Annotated in this window: 21 protein-coding genes; 16 read left to right on the top strand and 5 right to left on the bottom strand. The window is 70.0% G+C overall.

The window, feature by feature from the left end; translation table 11 throughout:
- Positions 1-10: 10 nt before the first annotated feature.
- A complete protein-coding gene (locus tag PS467_RS16730) occupies positions 11-667 on the bottom strand; it encodes a TetR/AcrR family transcriptional regulator (RefSeq protein WP_311035962.1) in 657 nt (218 codons plus the stop codon).
- 154 nt (positions 668-821) lie between these two features.
- Here PS467_RS16730 and PS467_RS16725 point away from each other — a divergent pair, with 154 nt between their 5' ends.
- The 3 genes from PS467_RS16725 to PS467_RS16715 all read left to right on the top strand — a co-directional run bounded on the left by PS467_RS16725 (position 822) and on the right by PS467_RS16715 (position 5,213).
- On the top strand, positions 822-2,285 hold the full coding sequence (locus tag PS467_RS16725; RefSeq protein ID WP_311035961.1) for an MFS transporter: 1,464 nt from the start codon (positions 822-824) through the stop codon (positions 2,283-2,285).
- 69 nt (positions 2,286-2,354) lie between these two features.
- The gene (locus PS467_RS16720; protein ID WP_311035960.1) at positions 2,355-3,077 is read left to right on the top strand and encodes a creatininase family protein; all 723 of its coding nucleotides are present in this window, start codon (positions 2,355-2,357) and stop codon (positions 3,075-3,077) included.
- A 219-nt stretch (positions 3,078-3,296) separates the two neighbouring features.
- Positions 3,297-5,213 carry a propionyl-CoA synthetase gene (locus PS467_RS16715; protein WP_311035959.1) on the top strand — a complete coding sequence of 639 codons (1,917 nt, stop codon included), beginning with the start codon at positions 3,297-3,299 and terminating at the stop codon, positions 5,211-5,213.
- 287 nt (positions 5,214-5,500) lie between these two features.
- Here PS467_RS16715 and PS467_RS16710 read toward each other — a convergent pair whose 3' ends face one another.
- Positions 5,501-5,854: a hypothetical protein gene (locus PS467_RS16710; RefSeq protein WP_311035958.1), complete on the bottom strand. Its 354-nt coding sequence runs from the start codon at positions 5,852-5,854 to the stop codon at positions 5,501-5,503.
- A 34-nt stretch (positions 5,855-5,888) separates the two neighbouring features.
- Here PS467_RS16710 and PS467_RS16705 point away from each other — a divergent pair, with 34 nt between their 5' ends.
- The 3 genes from PS467_RS16705 (at position 5,889) to PS467_RS16695 (ending at position 8,909) form a co-directional block, all read left to right on the top strand.
- A complete protein-coding gene (locus tag PS467_RS16705; RefSeq protein ID WP_311035957.1) occupies positions 5,889-7,574 on the top strand; it encodes an RDD family protein in 1,686 nt (561 codons plus the stop codon).
- A 120-nt stretch (positions 7,575-7,694) separates the two neighbouring features.
- Positions 7,695-8,276, top strand: a complete 582-nt coding sequence (locus PS467_RS16700; RefSeq protein ID WP_311035956.1) for an RDD family protein — start codon at positions 7,695-7,697, stop codon at positions 8,274-8,276.
- Positions 8,277-8,402: 126 nt separating this feature from the next.
- A complete protein-coding gene (locus PS467_RS16695; RefSeq protein WP_268972323.1) occupies positions 8,403-8,909 on the top strand; it encodes an RDD family protein in 507 nt (168 codons plus the stop codon).
- Here the strand turns inward: PS467_RS16695 and PS467_RS16690 are convergent.
- Positions 8,895-9,176 (bottom strand): hypothetical protein, encoded by a 282-nt coding sequence (locus PS467_RS16690; protein WP_311035955.1) that lies wholly within the window; start codon positions 9,174-9,176, stop codon positions 8,895-8,897. The two genes, PS467_RS16695 and PS467_RS16690, sit on opposite strands and share 15 nt — an antisense overlap.
- Before the next feature lie 349 nt (positions 9,177-9,525).
- Between PS467_RS16690 and PS467_RS16685 the strand changes: the two genes are divergently transcribed.
- Both PS467_RS16685 and PS467_RS16680 read left to right on the top strand, forming a co-directional pair.
- Complete coding sequence (locus tag PS467_RS16685; RefSeq protein WP_311035954.1) at positions 9,526-11,913, top strand: immune inhibitor A domain-containing protein; 2,388 nt, start codon at positions 9,526-9,528, stop codon at positions 11,911-11,913.
- Positions 11,914-12,048: 135 nt separating this feature from the next.
- Positions 12,049-12,363, top strand: coding sequence for a hypothetical protein (locus PS467_RS16680; protein ID WP_268972320.1), 315 nt, complete (start codon positions 12,049-12,051; stop codon positions 12,361-12,363).
- Positions 12,364-12,413: 50 nt separating this feature from the next.
- Here the strand turns inward: PS467_RS16680 and PS467_RS16675 are convergent, their stop codons facing one another.
- A complete protein-coding gene (locus PS467_RS16675) occupies positions 12,414-12,998 on the bottom strand; it encodes an isochorismatase family protein (protein WP_268972319.1) in 585 nt (194 codons plus the stop codon).
- 140 nt (positions 12,999-13,138) lie between these two features.
- Positions 13,139-14,473 (bottom strand): nicotinate phosphoribosyltransferase, encoded by a 1,335-nt coding sequence (locus PS467_RS16670; RefSeq protein WP_311035953.1) that lies wholly within the window; start codon positions 14,471-14,473, stop codon positions 13,139-13,141.
- An 83-nt stretch (positions 14,474-14,556) separates the two neighbouring features.
- On the opposite strand from PS467_RS16670, the gene clpS reads away from it, so the two are divergent.
- The 8 genes from clpS to PS467_RS16630 all read left to right on the top strand — a co-directional run bounded on the left by clpS (position 14,557) and on the right by PS467_RS16630 (position 20,090).
- Positions 14,557-14,868 carry an ATP-dependent Clp protease adapter ClpS gene (clpS, locus tag PS467_RS16665; RefSeq protein WP_268972317.1) on the top strand — a complete coding sequence of 104 codons (312 nt, stop codon included), beginning with the start codon at positions 14,557-14,559 and terminating at the stop codon, positions 14,866-14,868.
- Positions 14,868-15,479 carry a DUF2017 domain-containing protein gene (locus PS467_RS16660; RefSeq protein ID WP_311035952.1) on the top strand — a complete coding sequence of 204 codons (612 nt, stop codon included), beginning with the start codon at positions 14,868-14,870 and terminating at the stop codon, positions 15,477-15,479. The genes clpS and PS467_RS16660 overlap by 1 nt, the downstream gene beginning before the upstream one ends.
- 209 nt (positions 15,480-15,688) lie before the next feature.
- Positions 15,689-17,101, top strand: a complete 1,413-nt coding sequence (locus tag PS467_RS16655) for an amino acid permease (protein WP_311035951.1) — start codon at positions 15,689-15,691, stop codon at positions 17,099-17,101.
- An 80-nt stretch (positions 17,102-17,181) separates the two neighbouring features.
- Positions 17,182-17,607: a M67 family metallopeptidase gene (locus PS467_RS16650; RefSeq protein WP_268972314.1), complete on the top strand. Its 426-nt coding sequence runs from the start codon at positions 17,182-17,184 to the stop codon at positions 17,605-17,607.
- Positions 17,608-17,708: 101 nt separating this feature from the next.
- Positions 17,709-17,825, top strand: coding sequence for a putative leader peptide (locus PS467_RS16645; protein ID WP_311035950.1), 117 nt, complete (start codon positions 17,709-17,711; stop codon positions 17,823-17,825).
- 92 nt (positions 17,826-17,917) lie between these two features.
- Positions 17,918-18,196: a MoaD/ThiS family protein gene (locus PS467_RS16640; RefSeq protein ID WP_268972313.1), complete on the top strand. Its 279-nt coding sequence runs from the start codon at positions 17,918-17,920 to the stop codon at positions 18,194-18,196.
- Positions 18,196-19,146: a PLP-dependent cysteine synthase family protein gene (locus PS467_RS16635; RefSeq protein ID WP_268972312.1), complete on the top strand. Its 951-nt coding sequence runs from the start codon at positions 18,196-18,198 to the stop codon at positions 19,144-19,146. The genes PS467_RS16640 and PS467_RS16635 overlap by 1 nt, the downstream gene beginning before the upstream one ends.
- A 191-nt stretch (positions 19,147-19,337) precedes the next feature.
- Positions 19,338-20,090, top strand: a complete 753-nt coding sequence (locus tag PS467_RS16630; RefSeq protein WP_311035949.1) for an MBL fold metallo-hydrolase — start codon at positions 19,338-19,340, stop codon at positions 20,088-20,090.
- The last annotated feature ends 11 nt before the right edge of the window (positions 20,091-20,101 follow it).

Here is a 20,101-nt window from a genome sequence, read left to right as displayed (position 1 = left end):
AGACGAGCCACTAGTCGCGGATGCCGTAGCGATCGAGGAACATGGCGATTCCCTCTTCGACGACCACGTCGAACGGCGGGATGTTCATGACGTCCGGCCCGATCGCCATGACCTGCGGCCAGATGATGAATTCCTGCAGGAGTCCCAGGAATTGATGTGCAGCCAGGCCCGGGGACGGGCAGTTGATCTTCCCTGTCTCGTGCAGCCGCCGCAGGCAGTCGGTGAGTGCCTTGGTCAACGGCTCCTTGCCGACCCGGTAGAACTCCTCGGCGATCCAGGGACTCCGGCGGGACTCGGCGATCACCAGCCGCGTGAAGGCGACCTGGTCCGTGTCCTCGATGAAGGTCAGGAGGATCTCGGAGAACTGGCGCAGGAATCCGGCCGGGTCGCCGTCGCTCCCCAGGCTCTGTTCGAGGCGCGTCGACAGATCTCCGAGCGGCAGGCCGGACCAGTGGTGCTCCATCACGGCACGGAAGACCGCCTCCTTGCTCCCGAACTGGTTGTAGACCGTCTGCCGGGCGACCTCGGCCTGTGTGGCGACCCGTTCGAGGTTCACGCCGTCGTAGCCGTCCCGCAGGAAGAGTGCCTTCGCCGCCGCGAGGATCTTCAGCCGGTTGCGGGAGCGGCCCTTGCCTTGCCGGATGGGCTGGGAGGGCGCGGGGACCACCGTCAAGCACCTCTTTCTGTACTGGACGCGCCAGTCTAGTACGGCGACGCGTTGCTCGGGACCTGCTGGGACTCTTGCCAACACCCCAACCTGGACTCTACTGTCCAGTCTAACTTGGCGGGGTGAATATGCGGTTCGTCCTAGAAGGAGAAGAATGCGATCTTTTTCAGGGGTGACTGGCCCCTCCATCGCGGCACGGCTCGACCGGCTGCCGATCACCAGGCTCCACAAGCGCTTCGCCGGCGTCATGGCGCTGGGCAACTTCTTCGAGATCTACGAGCTGTTCCTCGCCGGGGTCCTGGCGACCACGCTGAAGACGACCTTCGCCCTGGGCGGCTTCGAGCTGTCGCTCGTTCTGGCCTCGGCGTTCGTCGGAGCCTTCGTCGGAGCCGTGGTGATCGGGCGGCTCGCGGACCGTGCCGGACGGCGGACCGCCTACATGGTCACGCTGACCCTGTACTCCGCGGCCACGCTCGCCTGCGCCCTGGCCCCGGACCTGTGGACGCTCGTGATCTTCCGCTTCGTGGCCGGCGTCGGCCTGGGCGGGGAGTTGCCGGTGACGGACTCGTTCCTGGGGGACATCCTCCCGCCGGCCCGGCGCGGCTACTACGTGGCATGGGCCTTCACGGGTGCCTATCTCGCCGTCCCCGCCGTGGGCTTCCTGGGCCTGGTGCTGGTGGACGACGCTCCGCTCGGTGTCGCGGGATGGCGCTGGATGTTCGCCATCGGGTCGCTCGGAGCCCTGCTGACCTTCCTGGTGCGCAGAGGTCTGCCCGAGTCACCCCGCTGGCTGGAGTCGGTCGGACGCACGGCGGAGGCCGACGCCGTCACCAGCCGCTTCGAGAAGGCCGCCGAGGCCGAAGGGTGGACACCTCCCGCGGTCTCCGACGAGCCCGAGCGGCGGGACGTCGCGGTGGAGCCGGTGCCCATCCGTGCCATCTTCCGCCGCCCCCTCGCCCGTCGCACGGTGATCATGGCGCTCCTGTGGCTCCTCGCGCCCGTCGGCTTCTACGGTTTCGGCAACCTCGCCACGCTCGTCCTCGCCGACAAGGGATTCGACCTCGGGACGTCGCTGACGTATCTGACGTTCTCGTTCATCGGCTATCCGCTCGGCTCCTATCTGTCCATGCTCATCATGGAGAGGGCGGAGCGGAAATGGATCCTGTCCGCGTCGCTGGTGGGCATGGCGGTGTTCGGGCTCCTGTACGGGAACGCCCGCTCGGGGGCCGCGATCATCGCTTCGGGTTTCTGCTTCACCGTGGTGGCCAACGTCATGTCGAATTCCGGCCATATCTACCAGCTGGAACAGTTCCCCACGAGTGTGCGCACCACCGCCACCGGCTGGCTGTACTCACTGAGCCGGCTCTCGACAGCGGCGGCCCCCTTCTACCTGGTCCCCCTCCTGGACGCCTGCGGAGCGGCGGTCGCCTTCACCGTCGTCGCCGCGGCGATGCTGCTGGCGGGCGTCTCGGTCGTCTTCGGTGTGCGGACCACGGGGCTGGGGCTGGAATCCATCTCGGCTCCGGTCCACGCCGCCGGCGCCGAGCCGGACGCCTCCGCGGAGTCCGCATCCGCCGCCGGGTACACCGCCCCCGTCATTCCCGAAAACACGCACTGACCCCCACCGGTCCGCCAGGACACCACCAGGAAAGGGACACCTCAGATGCCAGAGATCCTCTGGAACCGCATGACAGCCCGCGCTCTCAAGGAGCTGGCAGCCCAGGACGCACCGGTGCTGCTCCCCGTGGGCTCCACCGAGCAGCACGGTCCGCACCTGCCCACCGGTATCGATGATTTCCTCAGCGCGGATGCCTGCCGACGGGCAGCCGGGATCATGGTCACCCAGGGCAGGCCCGTGGTCGTCGCCCCGTCCCTCTGGTGCGGGCTGGCGGACCATCACGTCGCGTTCGGCGGCACCTTCACCCTCACCCTGGCGACGTACCACGCGGTGTTGCGTGATGTGTGCCGCTCCATCCTCATGGCCGGTTTCAGCAAGATCCTGATCGTCAATGGCCATGGGGGCAATATCACGGCCTTGAACGCCATCAGCGGTGAAATCTCCCGGGAACTGTCCGCTCCCATCGCCGTCACCAGCTACTTCATGGCCGGGCAGGCGCGGATCGCGGAGATCCTCGAGGACCAGGACACACTGATGCACGCCTGCGAGGGCGAGACGTCCATGGCGATGGCGATCGCGCCGGACCTGGTCGACGAGGGACGGCTCGCCGAGGCGGTCGGCCCGGAGATCGCGTTGCAGTCCGATCCGAGCGAAGCGATCCACGTACCACGGCCGTTCCACACGGTCACGTCGTCAGGGGTGGCGGGTGACGCACGGAGGGCGTCCGCGGAGAAGGGCGAAGCCATCTTGGACGCATGCGCCCAAGCCATCGCGGAATGGCTGATGAAATAACCCTGGCGCCCGGCGGACACATCCGCTGGGCTGACCGTGATGCACGCAGACACACACAGACACGCAGGTACGTAGACACGCAGGCACGCAGGCACGCAGGCACGCACGTACGCAGGTACGCCCGCCCGCCCGCTCGGGCGCGGGACGAGCACGGGACGGGGTGCGAGCGGAAGGCACCTCCCGGCACGGCGCGGACGGAACGAGGGAAGGGGCATCGACATGACGCAGGCGCCGAAGCAGGACGGCTACGCGGCTGAGTACCGGCGCAGCCTGGAGGACCCGGAAGGCTTCTGGCTGGACGCCGCCCGTGCCATCGACTGGGCCGTCGCGCCGGCCCGGGCCCTCGACGACTCGCGGGCCCCGCTGTACCGGTGGTTCCCGGACGGGCGGTTGAACACCTGCCACAACGCTCTGGACCGCCACGTCGACGCGGGGCGCGGCGAGCAACTCGCGCTGGTGTACGACAGTCCGGTCACCGGCCGCACGTCGGCTTTCACCTACCGGGAGTTGCGGGACGAGGTCGCGCTGTTCGCCGGAGTGCTGGCCGGACTCGGCGTGACCGAGGGCGACCGTGTCGTGATCTACATGCCGATGATTCCCGAGGCGGTCGTCGCCATGCTGGCCTGCGCCCGCATCGGCGCCGTCCACTCGGTCGTCTTCGGGGGATTCGCCGCGCATGAGCTGGCCGTGCGCGTCGACGACGCCCGCCCCAAGGTCGTCATCGCCGCCTCGTGCGGTATCGAGCCGACGCGCGTCGTGCCGTACAAGCCGCTCCTGGACGATGCCCTCGCCCTGGCCGAACACCAGCCGGAGCACTGTGTCATCCGCCAGCGGCCGCAGTGCGTGGCGGATATGAGCGGCCGTGACCTCGACTGGGACCAGGCCATGGCGACCGCCGCGCCGGTCGGCTGCCGCCCAGTGGCCGCCACCGACCCGCTGTACATCCTCTACACCTCCGGCACCACCGGCCGGCCCAAGGGCGTGGTGCGCGACAACGGCGGCCACGCGGTCGCGCTGCGCTGGTCCCTGGAGAACGTGTACGACACCCATCCCGGTGAGGTCTTCTGGGCGGCCTCGGACGTCGGCTGGGTCGTCGGCCACTCCTACATCGTCTACGCTCCGCTGCTCACCGGCTGCACCACCGTGCTCTACGAGGGGAAGCCCGTCGGCACTCCGGACGCCGGTGCGCTGTGGCGGGTGATTGCCGAGCACCGTGTGACGGCGCTGTTCACCGCACCGACGGCGATCCGCGCGGTGAAGAAGGAGGACCCGCGCGGAGCGCTCCTGCACGCCCACGACATCGGATCGCTGCGCCACCTGTTCCTGGCCGGCGAGCGCCTGGATACGGAGACCTATCGCTGGGCCACCGACCTCCTCGGCGTTCCGGTGGTCGACAACTGGTGGCAGACCGAGACCGGCTGGCCGATCGTCGCCAACCCCATGGGCCTGGAGCCGCACCCGCTCAAGGCCGGTTCGCCCACCGTGCCCATGCCTGGCTACGACGTGCGCATCCTCGACGCGACGGGCCGCGAGGCGCCGCCGGGCGCCGACGGCGCGGTGGCGATCCGGCTGCCGCTGCCGCCCGGCACGCTGCTCACCGTGTGGCAGGACGACGCACGATATGTGCGCTCGTACTTGTCCGCCCACAGCGGCTACTACCTCACCGGCGACGGCGGACGCAAGGACGAGGACGGATACGTCTACGTCATGGGCCGCATCGACGACGTCATCAACGTGGCCGGGCACCGGCTGTCCACCGGCGCGATGGAGGAGGTGCTCGCCGCCCACCCGGATGTCGCCGAGTGCGCCGTCATCGGCGTCACCGACCCGCTCAAGGGACAGGTGCCGCGCGGTCTCGTCGTGCTCAAGGCGGGCCTCGACCGCGATCCGCGGGACATCGCCACGGAACTCGTCGCCGCCGTCCGGGAGAGGATCGGCCCCGTGGCGGCGCTGCGCCGGGTCGACGTGGTCGCGGCGCTGCCCAAGACGCGTTCGGGCAAGATCCTGCGTCGCACCATGCGCGACATCGCCGACGGGCGGGACCCCGAACTGCCCTCCACCATCGACGACCCCGCGGTGATCGAGGCGCTGCGACCGGTACTCCGCGACGATGTCCAGGGCGTGTTGCGAAAGTAGCGCCGTCCGCCCGGAGGGCGGGCCCCGCGGCGTCTGGTGCGTGTGATCGCAAGGCGGAGGGTCGTCCTCGTAGTGGGCCTACTCGGACGATCCCGACAACGCGGCGAGCGCGCGTGCCAGGCGTCGCGGGGCAGGCGGGACTTTCGAAACACGCCCTAGGTCCAAGGCCGTGACGTTACGGCTCGGGTGGGGTTGTCCAGTCTCCCGACCTGCGACAGGTACCGCACTGGCCGGTGGTCGGCGCGCCCCGATCCGGGACGAGCACGGCAGGACCAGCCACGCTGCCGTCAGGGCGGGTGATCCCCCTTCGCCTCGTAGGCGCTGGTGTCGTCAGCTATGTACAGCCTGGCGAACTCGCCCCACCCGAGGGCCTCGTGCATGGCCTCGATGTCCTCGGTCTGCTGTTCGATGGCGGTCTTCCTCTTGGACGCCTCCTTCCGGGCCCGTCGGTCTTCGTTAATGTCATGCATGGAGAGACGTAGGTATCCGCCCGGTCGCTGTGGTACGTACTGCCCGTAACCCGCAGAGAGGTCGAGGGTGGTGGTGCGGCCTCGCTCGCGTAGCTGCGTGATCACTGGATCGTCGATGCCGGATACGGCGGACAGGTCAAGCGTGTTGGCCGTGAAGGGAGTAGGGGACATGGCGACGCCTCCTAGTAGCGGGGGTCCGGCAGAAATGCCCGGGGTCGGGTACTACCCCGATCCGTCCATCCCTGGGTACATCCGGTACTGGAACGGCGCGGCCTGGGTGCCCGGCACCAGCCGTCCCGCCCCGGCCGAGGGGGAGGCCATGCCCGCGCCGCCGCCCGGCGTCACCCACACCCAGGTGATCAGCCCGGCGCCGGACGAGACCGGCCCGATGTTCCTGGACGAGGAGCCGGCGCGGCCGGCCGCAGAGGAGACCGGCAGCGCACTGCCCGAGCTGCGCCGGAGCGCCGAGATGGACGTCCGGGGCGCGGGCGGGCCACCGGAGCCGGCGGCCGGGGGCACGGGCCCCCAGCCGGTGCCGCCCGGCGGGGTCACGGCATCCTCGGTCGACTGGAACGACCCCCGGCGGCTGCACGGCACCCGTCCCGACGCCGGGTCGGCATGGCAGGCGGACGCGTCCCGGCAGCGCGGGTTCGGCGGTGAGCAGGACCGCCGGGTCTCGTGGGGCGCGGAGTCGGACGCCCCCGGCGGCGCCCAGACCGATGCCGGGCCGTGGCCCGGGGTGCCCGATCCGCGGCGCGCGGGCCCGGGTGAGGACGGCGGTCGTGACGAGGGCACGTTGACCATGCGCCCGAGCGGGAGCGGAGGGACGACGGACCGCTCGACGCAGGCCCTGCCGCCCGTCCGCCGGGCCCCGGAGCTGCCCCCGGCGGACGGCGGGGAGACGTCCGCTCCGGCGGGCGAGGGGACGATGACGATCCGCGCGGTGGGGCGCGGCGGCGGTGCGGCGCCCACGACGGGCCAGGGGCAGGGGCAGGGGCCGGATCAGGCGTCCGGCCGGGACAGCCGGGACAGCCGGGACAGCCGGGACGACGGCACGATGGCGATCCGGGCGATCGGCCGTGGCGGCCGGCGCAAGGGCGCCGAAGCGGCACCCCCGGCCCAGCCCCCGCAGCAGCCCCAACAGCCGCCTCAGCCCCAGCGGCCTCCGCAGGCCCCGCCGACGCCTCAGCCCCCGCAGCCGCCCCAGCCCCCGCAGCCCTTCGGCGGTATCCCCGCCCAGGGCGGCGGCCCGGTCTGGCAGCAGCAGGTGCACCAGCCCGGCCCGCAGCCCGGTCCGCAGGGCAGCCCGCAGGGCGCTCCGCACGCGGGGCCGGGCGCGCCCGAGAGCGTCATCCCCTGGAAGCCGCCCGTCGACAACCCGTTCCTCCAGGCCGCCCAGGCCCTGGGCCGGCCCGCCTCGCTCGGCCGCCGCCTCGCCGCCCGGCTGATCGACACGGTCGTCCTGCTCGGCCTCGTCGGCGCCGCCGCGTTCCCGCTGTGGGGCAAGGCGAGCGACCACATCGACGGGAAGGTCGAGGCGGCCAAGCAGAGCGGTGAGACCGTCACCGTCTACCTCCTGGACGGCACGACCGGCGGCTATCTCGGCATCGTCCTCGGTCTGCTGCTCGTCCTCGGCGTCGTCCTGGAGGCGCTGCCGACCGCCAAGTGGGGCATCACCCTGGGCAAGAAGCTGTGCGGGGTGCGGGTGCTGGACATCGAGGAGCACGACAGCCCGTCCTTCGGCGCCGCGCTGCGCCGCTGGCTGGTCTACTCGGTGCTGGGGGTGCTCGTCATCGGTGTGCTGAACGTGCTGTGGTGCCTGTTCGACCGCCCGTGGCGGCAGTGCTGGCACGACAAGGTGGCGCGCACCTTCGTCGCGACGGTCGGCTGACCCGCCACCCCATCCGCCTCAGCCGTCCCGCTGACCCCGGCTGAGGCGGATGGACGATCTTGGTCGCCCGAACGGTGCCCGCCGGATGCGGCGGCCCCGGCTCCGGGGTCGACTCGGGCCATGAGCACCGACCAGCCGCCCCCCGGGTCCGACGCGCCCCGGGACCGGGACCGGGACAGCAGCGACCCGTTCGCGGGGCATCCGCGCGCGAACGGCTCCCCGTACGGGGACCACACCGCCGGAACCGATCCGTACGCCGGGATGCCCCCGCTCGCGCACCTCGGCCGCCGTCTGATCGCCCGGATCATCGACGCGCTGCTCATCGGCATCCCGGTCGGGCTCGTCATGACCGCGCTCATCGGCGGCTACGACCCGGTCGACGGCAGCGCCCGGTCGACCACCGTGACGCTGGTCTACGTCCTGGTCTACTTCCTGTACGAGGGGCTGATGCTGACCCGGGACGGCCAGACCGTCGGCAAGAAGGCGATGAGGATCCGGGTCGCGGTGCTGGAGCACGGTCAGCCGCCGGTCGGCCAGACCGGCTGGGTGCGCGCCGGGGTGTACGCCCTCCCCGAGATCGTGCCCTGCTGCGGTTTCCTCTTCTGGCTGATCAATGTGTTGTGGTGCACCTGGGACCGGCCGTACCGGCAGTGTCTGCACGACAAGGCGGCCAAGACCGTCGTGGTCGCGGCCGTCCCCTGAGCCCGCGCGCCCGTCCCCCGGGCCCGCGCCTTGAGCCCGTGCCCTGCGCCCGGCCCCCGAGCCCCTGCCGCCCCGGAGGTGCCCCTGCGCTTCCGGCCCGCCGGGAGCGCTGATGTAATCGGGGGCATGACCCCCGACCCGCTGTCCTCGCCCCCGCCTGCGTTCCCCGCCGGGATGGCGCCGCTGGCCACCCCCGGTCAGCGGTTCGCCGCCCGGCTCATCGACACCGTCGTCCTCGGCGTGATCTGGACGGTGGCGCTCACGGCGACCGGCGCGCTCCAGTACACGATGGATCACCCGGGCGAGCAGGACATGGGGAAGGTGCTCCTCGCGCTCATCATCACGATGGCGGTCTACTTCGGCTACGAGGGCGTCATGCTGGCCCGCAGCGGACAGACGCTCGGCAAGAAGGCGCTGAACATCCGGGTGGCGATGCTGTCCGACGGCAATGTGCCGGCCGGTCAGGGCTGGGTGCGCGCCGCGGTCTACGTCCTGCCCGGGATGCTGGTCCCGCTGCTCGTCGGTACGGTCTTCTGGCTGGTCAACTCGGCCTCACTGCTGTGGGACAAGCCGTTCCAGCGCTGTGTGCACGACAAGGCCGCGCGGACCGTCGTGGTGTCAGCCCTGCACTGAGTCGGCGTGGGCGGGGGCGTGGGCCCGCGCCGGGTCGGCCGTCCCGGACCCCGCCAGGGGGCGGTTGGTGCGGACGGTGCGGCTGGGGCGGGAGGTCCGGGCCACCGGCACGGTGACGGCGACGAGGAGCCCCAGGGTCAGCCCGGCCACGGTGACCACCGCCATGCCGATCCCGGACCGGGTCTGGGACAGCAGCAGCATGGCGAAGGTCGAGAGAACGACGGTGGCCGAACCATAGGCGAGCTGTGCGGGAGTCGGACGCGGCATGGCGGGATCCGTCCTCACGGGCGATATGCGGGGGATATGCGAGGGGCATGAGTCAGGCTGATGTGCACCGTCAGACGTGACTCTACGGTGCTGAATGCCCGAGGGGAACGGAAGTAAGCGTGACCTCACCCACGGTGCCGTTGCACGGGGGGCGCACGGAATCACCGCGTGGCCCGCATCACGGCGGGGTCCCACCAGTGCGGAACGGAACGGTCCTTGACGTCCGGTTACCGGAACACCGGGACCGCAGAACGTACTTGGCCCGCCAGTCCAAGTCAAGGTCTGTCTTTTCTCCTGCCACTCCGGTCAAATGTCCGGCACCCGGTGTGGAAAGGGGAGGACTGAACGAGTGAACAGCCAACGGAGGACGGCCAGATCGGCCGCCATAGCCACGGTGGTGGCCGCGCTCGGCGCGGCGGCACTCTCAACGGGCATGGCTCAGGCAGATGCACCGTCTACGCGTGTTGAGCGCCATGATCCGGCGCCCGCGAAGACGCATGTCGAGCACGATCTCGAGGGCCCGTACAGCAAACAGCAGGAAGCGCAGCGCCAGGAGGCGCTGCGTCAGGTCATCGCCGGGGACACCAAGGCGACCACGCGCGGCGCGTCCAAGGTGGTGAAGCTCGGCAAGGGCAAGTACGTCGAGCTGGCCCGGGAGAAGACCGACAAGATCTTCACCATCCTGGTCGAGTTCGGCGACAAGGTGGACGACACCACCATGTACGACCCGGACGGGGACGGTCCCGAACCGCCGGTGAAGAAGTACGGCGGCGACCCGGGCCCGGCGCACAACACCATCTCCGAGCCGGACCGCGCCGACGACAACAGCACCGCCTGGCAGGCGGACTACAACCGCGAGCACTTCCAGGACCTCTACTTCTCCACGGACAAGAAGAAGCAGTCCCTGAAGAAGTACTACGAGAAGCAGTCCTCGGGCCGCTACTCCGTGGACGGCGAGGTCTCCGACTGGGTCAAGGTCGACTGGAACGAGGCCCGCTACGGTTCCAACTACTGCGGCGACACCAACTGCGCCAACGCCTGGGACCTGATCCGCGACGGCGTCAACCAGTGGGCGAAGGACCAGAAGGCGGCCGGCCGCACCGACGCGCAGATCAAGGCGGACCTGGCCCAGTACGACCAGTGGGACCGCTACGACTACGACGGCGACGGCAACTTCAACGAGCCCGACGGCTACATCGACCACTTCCAGATCGTGCACGCCGGTGAGGACGAGTCCGCGGGCGGCGGTGTGCAGGGCGAGGACGCCATCTGGGCGCACCGCTGGTACGCGTACGGCACCGACGCGGGTAAGACCGGCCCGGCGGAGAACAAGTCGGGCGGTACCCAGATCGGCGACACCGGCATCTGGGTCGGCGACTACACGATGCAGCCGGAGAACGGCGGCCTCGGTGTCTTCGCCCATGAGTACGGCCACGACCTGGGCCTGCCGGACGAGTACGACACCACCGGCCAGGGGGAGTCGTCCGTCGCGTTCTGGTCGCTGATGTCCTCGGGGTCCTGGCTCGGCACCGGTAAGGACGCCATCGGCGATCTGCCGGGCGACATGAACGCCTGGGACAAGCTCCAGCTGGGGTGGCTGAACTACGACACGGCCAAGGCCGCTACCAAGTCCACCCACACCCTCGGGGTCGCCGAGTACAACACCAAGAACAAGCAGGCGCTGGTGGTCGAGCTGCCCGCCAAGGCCGTCACCACCGAGGTGGCCACCCCCGCCGAGGGCGCCAAGCAGTGGTGGAGCGGGATGGGTGACGACCTGAAGAACACCCTGACCCGGTCCGTGGACCTCACCGGCGCGTCCAAGGCGAGCCTGGACCTCCAGGGCTGGTGGGACATCGAGGAGAACTACGACTACCTCTACACCGAGGTCTCCACGGACGGCGGCGCCAACTGGACGCCCGTGGACGGCACGGCGGACGGCAAGGCCATCCCGCGCGACGCCGGTGACAAGCCCGCGCTGACCGGCACCTCGGGCGCCTACCAGAAGCTCTCCTTCCCGCTGGACGACTACGCGGGCCAGAAGATCGAGCTGCGCTTCCGCTACCAGACCGACGGCGGGGTGGCGCAGAAGGGCTTCGCGGCCGACGCCATCACCCTGACCGCGGACGGCGCCCCGGTGTTCAGCGACGGTGCCGAGGGCGACGACAACGGCTGGACGGCGAACGGCTTCTCGCGCATCGGCGCGTCCTTCAGCAAGGACTACCCGCAGTACTACATCGCCGAGAACCGCCAGTACGTGTCGTACGACACGACCCTGAAGACCGGGCCGTACAACTTCGGCTGGGCGTCCAGCCGGCCCGACTGGGTCGAGCACTACCCGTACCAGAACGGTCTGCTGATCTGGCAGTGGGACACCTCGCAGCCGGACAACAACGTCGGCGTCCACCCGGGCAGCGGCCAGATCCTGCCGATCGACGCGCACGCCACCCCCGAGAAGTGGGCGGACGGCACGCTGATGCGCAACCGGATCCAGGCGTACGACTCGCCCTTCAGCCGGCTCCCGACGGACGGCTTCACGCTGCACAAGGACGGCAAGACCGCCAAGGTGAAGCCGAAGCCGGGCATTTCGGTCTTCGATGACCACAAGGGGACGTACTGGGACGAGAGCAACCCGACCGGCAGTGTGCAGGTTGCTGACACCAACACCCGGATCAAGATCCTCAAGGAGCTCCCGGCCGGCTCGACGATGACCGTCCAGGTCGGACCGTCCGCCTCCTAGATCCACAAAAATCTGCGTTTTCGCAGGTCAGAGCGGTAACGGCCGTCGCCCACTAGCGGGCGGCGGCCGGTTCGCGTTTAGATGCCCCTACGACCTTCTTGTTGACACGACGTCTCACGGGGGACATGACCCGCAATGGCCGATGGAGGATTCACCAAGCTGCCCGGCGGCAGCGTCGTGGTGGCGCTGACGCTGCCGCGCCCGCTGGGCGAGGGCGGCGTCCGCGTCCTGGTACATGCCGCGAACCGCCAGCGCGCCCTGACCAGGCTGCGCAATCTCGGGCTCCGCGCCGTCTACCTGCGCGGCAACATCGCGCCGCCGACACCCGACGAGGTGACGGCGGTGCTGCACCACCCCGACGGGCTGGTCTGGCGCACCGCGCCGGACCGCGGAGGGGAGCTCTGGCACCCGATCGCCGCCCTTCTCAGGCCGGCGGCCCCGGCCTCCTAGGTCCGGGGCCCCGAAGGCGGTGGGAGGCGCTCAGAGCGCCTCCCACGCCGTCAGACGACCGGCTTCCCGCTGAGCTCCACCCCGGCCGCCCGCAGCTCCTCCAGGGCGCGCTCGGTCGTGCCCGCGGAGACGCCCGCGGTCAGGTCCAGCAGGACATGTGCCGCGAACCCCTCGCGGCGCGCGTCCAGCGCCGTGGCCCGCACACAGTGGTCGGTGGCGATGCCCACCACGTCCACCTCGGTCACCTCGCGCGCGCGCAGCCACTGGGCGAGCGGTACGCCGTGCTCGTCGACGCCCTCGAAACCGCTGTACGCCGCCGCGTAGGCGCCCTTGTCGAAGACCGCGTCGATCGCGCCGGAGGCGACGGCGGGCGCGAAGTTCGGGTGGAACCCGACGCCCTCGGTGCCCGCCACACAGTGCGCAGGCCAGCTGTGCCGGTAGTCCGGGCGGTCCGAGAAGTGATCGCCCGGATCGATGTGGCGATCACGGGTGGCGACGATATGGCGGTAACCGGGCGTCGCCTCCCCGATGAGATCGGTGATCGCGGCGGCGACGTCCGCGCCGCCCGTCACCGCGAGGCTTCCGCCCTCGCAGAAGTCGTTCTGGATGTCGACGACGATCAGAGCCCGGTGCATGTCACCGAGGGTAGACACTCCGCGCCGCTCGCGGCAGTGGGCGTCGGCCGCGTTTCCTCCACGTACGCCTCATCTCCTCGGGCCCGCCGCACGCCGACGCCCCGGTCCGCCCCTTCTGTCTCCGCCTGTCTCCGCCCGCCTCAGGCCGACAGGTACTCGGTGGGGATGACCGGCTCCCCGCGCGAGAGCTGGGTCGCCGACAGCGGCAGCCCGGCGCGCGCCGCCATGTGCCGGTCCCGCGCCGCGTCCAGCGGCTCCCGGGCCACGATCTCGCCGCCGCGCACCAGCCGCACCAGCAGCTGATGGCCGGCCAGCTCCTCGGGGACCGCACCGGTGCCGATCACCTCGGCCTCGGCCACACCGTGCTCGTCCACCCGGCGCGCCGCCCATTTGCGGCCGCCCACCGAGGACTTCGCACCCATGGACTTCTTGGCCACCGGCAGCAGCGGCGCGTCCGACGCGTCCGAACCGGCCCGCGCCACCAGCTTGTAGACCATCGAGCAGGTGGGGTGGCCGCTGCCGGTGACCAGCTGGGTGCCGACCCCGTACGCGTCCACGGGGGCCGCCGCCAGCGAGGCGATCGCGTACTCGTCCAGATCGCTCGTCACCACGATCCTGGTGTTCTTGGCGCCCAGCTCGTCGAGCTGCTGGCGCACCCGGTGGGCGAGCAGCAGCAGGTCCCCGGAGTCGATCCGTACGGCGCCCAGGTCCTTGCCGGCCACCTCCACGGCGGTGCGCACCGCCTCGGCGACGTCGTAGGTGTCCACCAGCAGGGTGGTGTCGCTGCCGTGCGACTCGACCTGGGCGATGAAGGCGTCCCGCTCGCTGTCGTGCAGCAGGGTGAAGGCGTGGGCGCTGGTGCCCACGGTGGGGATGTTGTAGCGGAATCCGGCCGCGAGGTCGGAGGTGGTGGCGAAGCCGCCGACATAGGCGGCGCGGGCGGCGGCGACGGCGGCCAGCTCATGGGTGCGGCGGGCGCCCATCTCGATCAGCGGCCGGCCGCCGGCGGCGGTGGACATCCGGGACGCGGCGGCGGCCACCGCCGAGTCGTGGTTGAGGATGGACAGGATCACCGTCTCCAGCAGCACCGCCTCGGCGAAGGTGCCCTCCACCCGCATGATCGGCGAGCCGGGGAAGTAGACCTCGCCCTCGGGGTAGCCCCAGATGTCGCCGCGGAAGCGGTAGTCGGCGAGCCAGGACAGCGTCGCCTCGTCCACGATCCGCTGCTGTGCGAGGAAGTCCAGGACGCCGCCGTCGAAGCGGAAGTTCTCGACGGCGTCCAGCACCCGCCCGGTGCCCGCCACGACGCCGTAGCGGCGGCCTTCGGGGAGGCGCCTGGTGAAGACCTCGAAGACCGAGCGGCGGTCGGCGGTGCCCGCCCGCAGCGCGGCCTGAAGCATGGTGAGTTCGTACCGGTCGGTGAAGAGCGCGGTCGACGGCACGTCCACCGGCAGTCCCAAGTCCGCAGTGTCCATGGTGGACGATGCTACCTCCCTTACTCGTCAGACTGACGAGATCTGGGTGCCGGTTTATGCGCCGACCAGTGCCGGGTGGCAGCATGGGAGGTGTGAGTGTCACACCCGTGGAGATCGAACGTCCCGAAGCCCGTGAAGCACCGATGTCGGTGCCGGAGCCCGACGTTCCCTGGGTGACGGTGGTGCACAACGACCCCGTCAATCTCATGAGCTATGTGACCTATGTGTTCCAGAGCTACTTCGGCTACCCCAAGGACAAGGCGCACCGCTTGATGCTCGACGTTCATCACAAGGGCCGCGCGATCGTCTCCAGTGGCACCCGCGAGGAGATGGAGCGCGATGTGCAGGCGATGCACGGCTACGGCCTGTGGGCGACCCTCCAGCAGGAGCGCTGATGTCGGGACGCTTCGAGCCGCTGCCCGACGGCGGCGCCGCCATCGCCCTGGACGAGGTCGAGGTCTCCATCCTGCGCAGCCTGGCCCTGCAGCTCGCCGAGCTGATCGGGCCGGGCGACCAGCCCGCCGAGGGCGGCGACCCGCTGGCCGAGCTGTTCGCCGAGGGCCCCAGCGAACCGCCGGCCGACCCGGCGCTGGCCCGGTTGTTCCCGGACGCCTACCGGCCCCCGGACCAGGAGCTCGGGCCGCGTGAGGAGCGGGAGGCGCGGGAGGCGTCCGCGGAGTTCCGCCGCTTCACCGAGAACGACCTGCGGGCGCGCAAGCGCGACGACGCCCTGGCGATGGTGCGCGATCTGGACGCGCTGACCACCGGATCGCCCGCCCCGGCCCCGGCCGTACTGGAGCTGGTGCCGGACAAGTCCCGGCAGTGGCTGGGCGCTCTCAACGATCTGCGGCTGGCCATCGGGACCCGGCTGGAGGTCACCGACGAGGACGACGGGGGCGCGCTGCTGCGGCTGCCGGACTCCGACCCGCGCAAGCCGATGGTGATGGCGTATTTCTGGCTCGGCGGGCTGCAGGAGACCCTGGTCGAAACGCTCATGCCGGAATAGCCACCGGCCTCGATTACTGAGTGTTCGTTTAGAGGATGCTCAACTCCGGATAACGATCGCATCACCGCGGTTGTTGTCTTTGTTGCGCCGTATAACTTTTGTCCGCTTATCCCTGTGGTGTGCGCCACTCCGCGTCGGCTGGATCAGTTGTGTGGACGTGATAAATCTTCACGATCGCCAGCCGCCACAGGGAGAAAGGCGCAGCAAATATGACCTCAGCGGCTCCTGAAGAGGGCTATGAGCGCGGCCTGGGCAGTCGCCAGGTCCAGATGATCGCCATCGGCGGCGCCATCGGCGTCGGCCTGTTCATGGGTGCCGGGGCGAATATCGCCAAGGCGGGCCCGAGCATCGTCCTCATGTACGCCCTCGCGGGCGTGGTCATCTTCTTCATCATGCGGGCGCTCGGTGAGCTGCTCCTCTATCGCCCGGTCTCCGGGTCCTTCGCGGAGTACGCCCGTGAGTTCCTCGGCCCGTTCTTCGGGTTCGTCACCGGGTGGACGTACTGGTTGATGTGGGTGGTGACCGGCATGGCCGAGCTCACGGCCGCCGCCATCTACATCAACTACTGGTTCCCCTCGATCCCGCAGTGGGTCAGCGCCCTGGTCTTCCTGGTGGTGCTGTTCGCCGTCAACCTGATCTCGGTGAAGATCTTCGGTGAGGTCGAGTTCTGGTTCTCGATGGTCAAGGTCACCGCGATCATCGGCATGATCGTGATCGGTCTGGGCGTGCTCACCCTCGGCTTCTCCGACGCCGGTGACACCGCCGCCGCCTCCAACCTCTGGTCCCACGGCGGGTTCTTCCCCAACGGCATCGGCGACAGCCTGATGACCCTCCAGGGTGTGATGTTCGCCTACCTCGCCGTGGAGCTGGTCGGCGTCACCGCGGGCGAGTCCGAGAACCCCGAGAAGACGCTCCCCAAGGCGATCAACACGCTGCCCTGGCGCATCCTCATCTTCTACGTCGGTGCCCTGCTGGTGCTGCTCGCGGTCGTCAAGTGGACCGAGTTCTCGGCCGGCGAGAGCCCCTTCGTGCACGCCTTCTCCAAGATCGGCATCCCGTTCGCGGCCGGTATCGTCAACTTCGTCGTGCTCACCGCGGCCCTGTCCTCCTGTAACTCCGGGATGTACTCCACCGGCCGGATGCTGCGCGACCTGGCCGCCAACAGCGAGGCCCCGAAGATCTTCGGGATGCTCAACGCCCGTAAGACCCCGGCCGTCGGCATCACCGTCTCCGTGCTGCTCATGGGCATCGGCGTGATCCTCAACTACGTCGTCCCGGAGAAGGCGTTCGAGTACGTCACCTCGGTGGCCACGGCCGCGGGCATCTGGGCCTGGGCGATGATCCTCGTCAGCCACATCAAGTACCGCAAGGCGGTGACCTCCGGCCGCCTGCCGGCCTCGTCCTTCCCCGCCCCGGGCGGGGCCGTCTTCAGCTGGGTGGCGCTGATCTTCCTGATCTTCGTGACCTGCCTGATCGCGTCCGACAAGGACGCCCGGGTCTGTCTGTACGTCGGCGCCGTCTGGGCCGTCGTCCTGGTGATCGGCTGGTTCGTCCTGAAGTCGAGCGGCGGTGGCCGGCCGGACGCCGGCCGCGACGCGGAGCCGGAGTACGCGGGCAAGTAATCCGTATCGCCTTTCGGGCGGCGCGTCTCATCAGGCGGGCTCCGGACATCGGTCCGGAGCCCGCCTCCTATTCTTCTGGCATGCTGACCATCACCCAGGCGCTCCACGACCAGATCGTCGCGCACGCCCGCGCCGACCACCCCGACGAGGCATGCGGCGTGATCGCCGGCCCGGCCGGAAGCGGCCGCCCCGAGCGGTTCATCCCGATGCTGAACGCCGCCCGCTCGCCCACCTTCTACGAGTTCGACTCGGGTGACCTGCTCAAGCTCTACCGCGAGATGGACGACCGGGACGAGGAACCGGTGGTCATCTACCACTCACACACCGCCACCGAGGCATACCCCTCCCGCACCGACATCTCCTACGCCAATGAGCCCGGTGCGCACTACGTCCTGGTCTCCACGGCCGAGTGCGGCAATGACGAGGGACCCGTGCAGTTCCGGTCCTTCCGGATCGTGGACGGCGAGGTCACCGAGGAGGACGTCACGGTCGTCGAGAGCTACTGAGCTCCTTCGTCTCGTACAGCGATCTCGCATCGCGGTCTTTACCAGTCCGTATAGCGGGACAACCTTCCGGAGTCCGGATCGGGAATCGATACGATGTGTCCATGGTTTTCGATGACGTGAGCGAGAAGACGCCGGGCATGCTGCTCGTGGCGCGGCTTCACGTCGACCTGTGCCGGCTCGCCAGCGCGATGTGTCCGCGCCCCGCCGTGGCCGCCTGAGCGCGCCCTCGCGACGCCCGACGCCCTTTCGGCGACGCCCTCCCGGCCCCTCCGGTCCGGGATCCACCCCGCCCTCCGACAGGAGCCCAGACATGGCCATCGAGGTCCGCATCCCGACCATCCTCCGCACCTACACCGACGGCCAGAAGGCGGTCGAGGGCAGCGGGGCCACGCTCGGCGAGCTCTTCGCCGACCTGGAGACCCGGCACGCCGGCATCCAGGAGCGCCTGGTCGACGGCGGTGAGCTGCGCCGCTTCGTCAACGTCTACCTGAACGACGAGGACGTCCGCTTCCTCGACGGCATCTCCACCAAGCTCTCGGACGGCGACAACGTGACCATCCTCCCCGCCGTCGCCGGTGGCATGGTCTGATGCGGTACGACAGCCCGCTGGCCGCGGTCGGCAACACGCCGCTCGTCCGGCTGCCGCGGCTCTCGCCCTCCTCCGACGTACGGATCTGGGCGAAGCTGGAGGACCGCAACCCGACCGGCTCGGTCAAGGACCGCCCCGCGCTCCATATGATCGAACAGGCCGAGAAGGACGGCCGGTTGAGCCCCGGCTGCACCATCCTCGAGCCCACCTCGGGCAACACCGGCATCTCGCTTGCGATGGCGGCCAAGCTCAAGGGCTACCGCATCGTCTGCGTGATGCCGGAGAACACCAGCGAGGAGCGGCGCCAGCTGCTCGCCATGTGGGGCGCGGAGATCATCTCCTCGCCGGCCGCCGGCGGCTCCAACACGGCCGTCCGGGTGGCCAAGGAGCTGGCCGGAGAGCACCCGGACTGGGTGATGCTGTACCAGTACGGCAACCCGGACAACGCCGGCGCCCACTACGCCACCACCGGCCCCGAGATCCTCGCCGACCTGCCCTCCATCACTCACTTCGTCGCCGGTCTGGGCACCACCGGCACCCTCATGGGCGTCGGCCGCTACCTGCGCGAGAACAAGCCGGACGTCCAGATCGTCGCCGCCGAGCCGCGCTATGACGACGTCGTCTACGGGCTGCGCAACCTGGACGAGGGCTTCGTCCCCGAGCTGTACGACGAGTCCGTCCTCACCACCCGCTTCTCCGTCGGCTCCGAGGACGCGGTGACCCGCACCCGTGAACTCCTCGCCCAGGAGGGCATCTTCGCCGGCGTCTCGACCGGTGCCGCGCTGCACGCCGCCCTCGGTGTCGCCCGTAAGGCGGTCAAGGCCGGGCAGAGCGCCGATGTGGTCTTCATCGTCGCCGACGGCGGCTGGAAGTACCTCTCCACCGGCGTCTACACGGCGGCCACCACCGAGGAGGCGATCGAGACGCTGCACGGCCAGCTCTGGGCCTAGCCCTCGGGCCGATCGGCCGGCGGGGGGCGTGACCGGGCGCCGCCCGGCTCCGTCCTGGTGATTCCGCCCACAACGCGGACGCATGGAGGAGCTGCCTGGGCTTTCGCGCCTTACGCTCGTGGGCACCGCATGACCCCCCGCACCCGCCCATGGCCCTCGGCATGGGGACCCCTCAAGGAGGTTCCTGCTTCATGAAGCTCACCGTCGTCGGATGCTCAGGGTCGTTCCCGTCCGCGGAATCGGCCTGCTCGAGCTACCTCGTAGAGGCCGACGGCTTCCGGCTGCTCCTCGACATGGGCAATGGCGCCCTTGGCGAGTTGCAGCGCCACTGCGGTCTCTACGACCTCGACGCCGTCATACTGTCCCACCTCCACCCCGATCACTGCATCGACATGTGCGCGTACTTCGTCGCGCGCTACTACCGGCACGACGGGGGCCGCGCGGAGGCGATCCCGGTCTACGGCCCGGAGGACACCGAGCGGCGGCTGGTCCAGGCGTATGACGACGTGCCCGATGAGAAGTCGATGCGCGAGGTCTTCGACTTCCGCACGCTGACGCCCGGCAGCTTCGAGCTCGGCCCCTTCACGATCCGCACCGAGCGGGTCTGCCATCCGGTGGAGGCGTTCGGCTTCCGGATCGAGCACGGCGGCCGCTCGCTGGTCTACTCGGGTGACACGGGCCCCTGTGCGGCCCTGGTGGACCTGGCCCGGGGCGGGGACCTCTTCCTGTGCGAGGCGGCCTTCACGCACGGCAAGGAGGACATCCCGGAGCTGCATCTCAACGGCCGCCAGGCGGGTGAGCACGCGCTGCGGGCGGGGGTCGGGACCCTGGTGCTCACCCACATCCCGCCGTGGACGGACCCCCAGATCAACCAGCGCGACGCCCAGCAGGTCTTCGGCGGCCCGGTGGAGCTGGCCAAGGCGGGCGCGGTCTACGAGGTCTAGGCAGCGGCACG

Source organism: Streptomyces luomodiensis, from assembly GCF_031679605.1.
GTDB classification, from domain to species: domain Bacteria; phylum Actinomycetota; class Actinomycetes; order Streptomycetales; family Streptomycetaceae; genus Streptomyces; species Streptomyces luomodiensis.
Note: the sequence above shows the minus strand (reverse complement) of the source record. Positions and strands in the feature narration are given on the sequence as shown.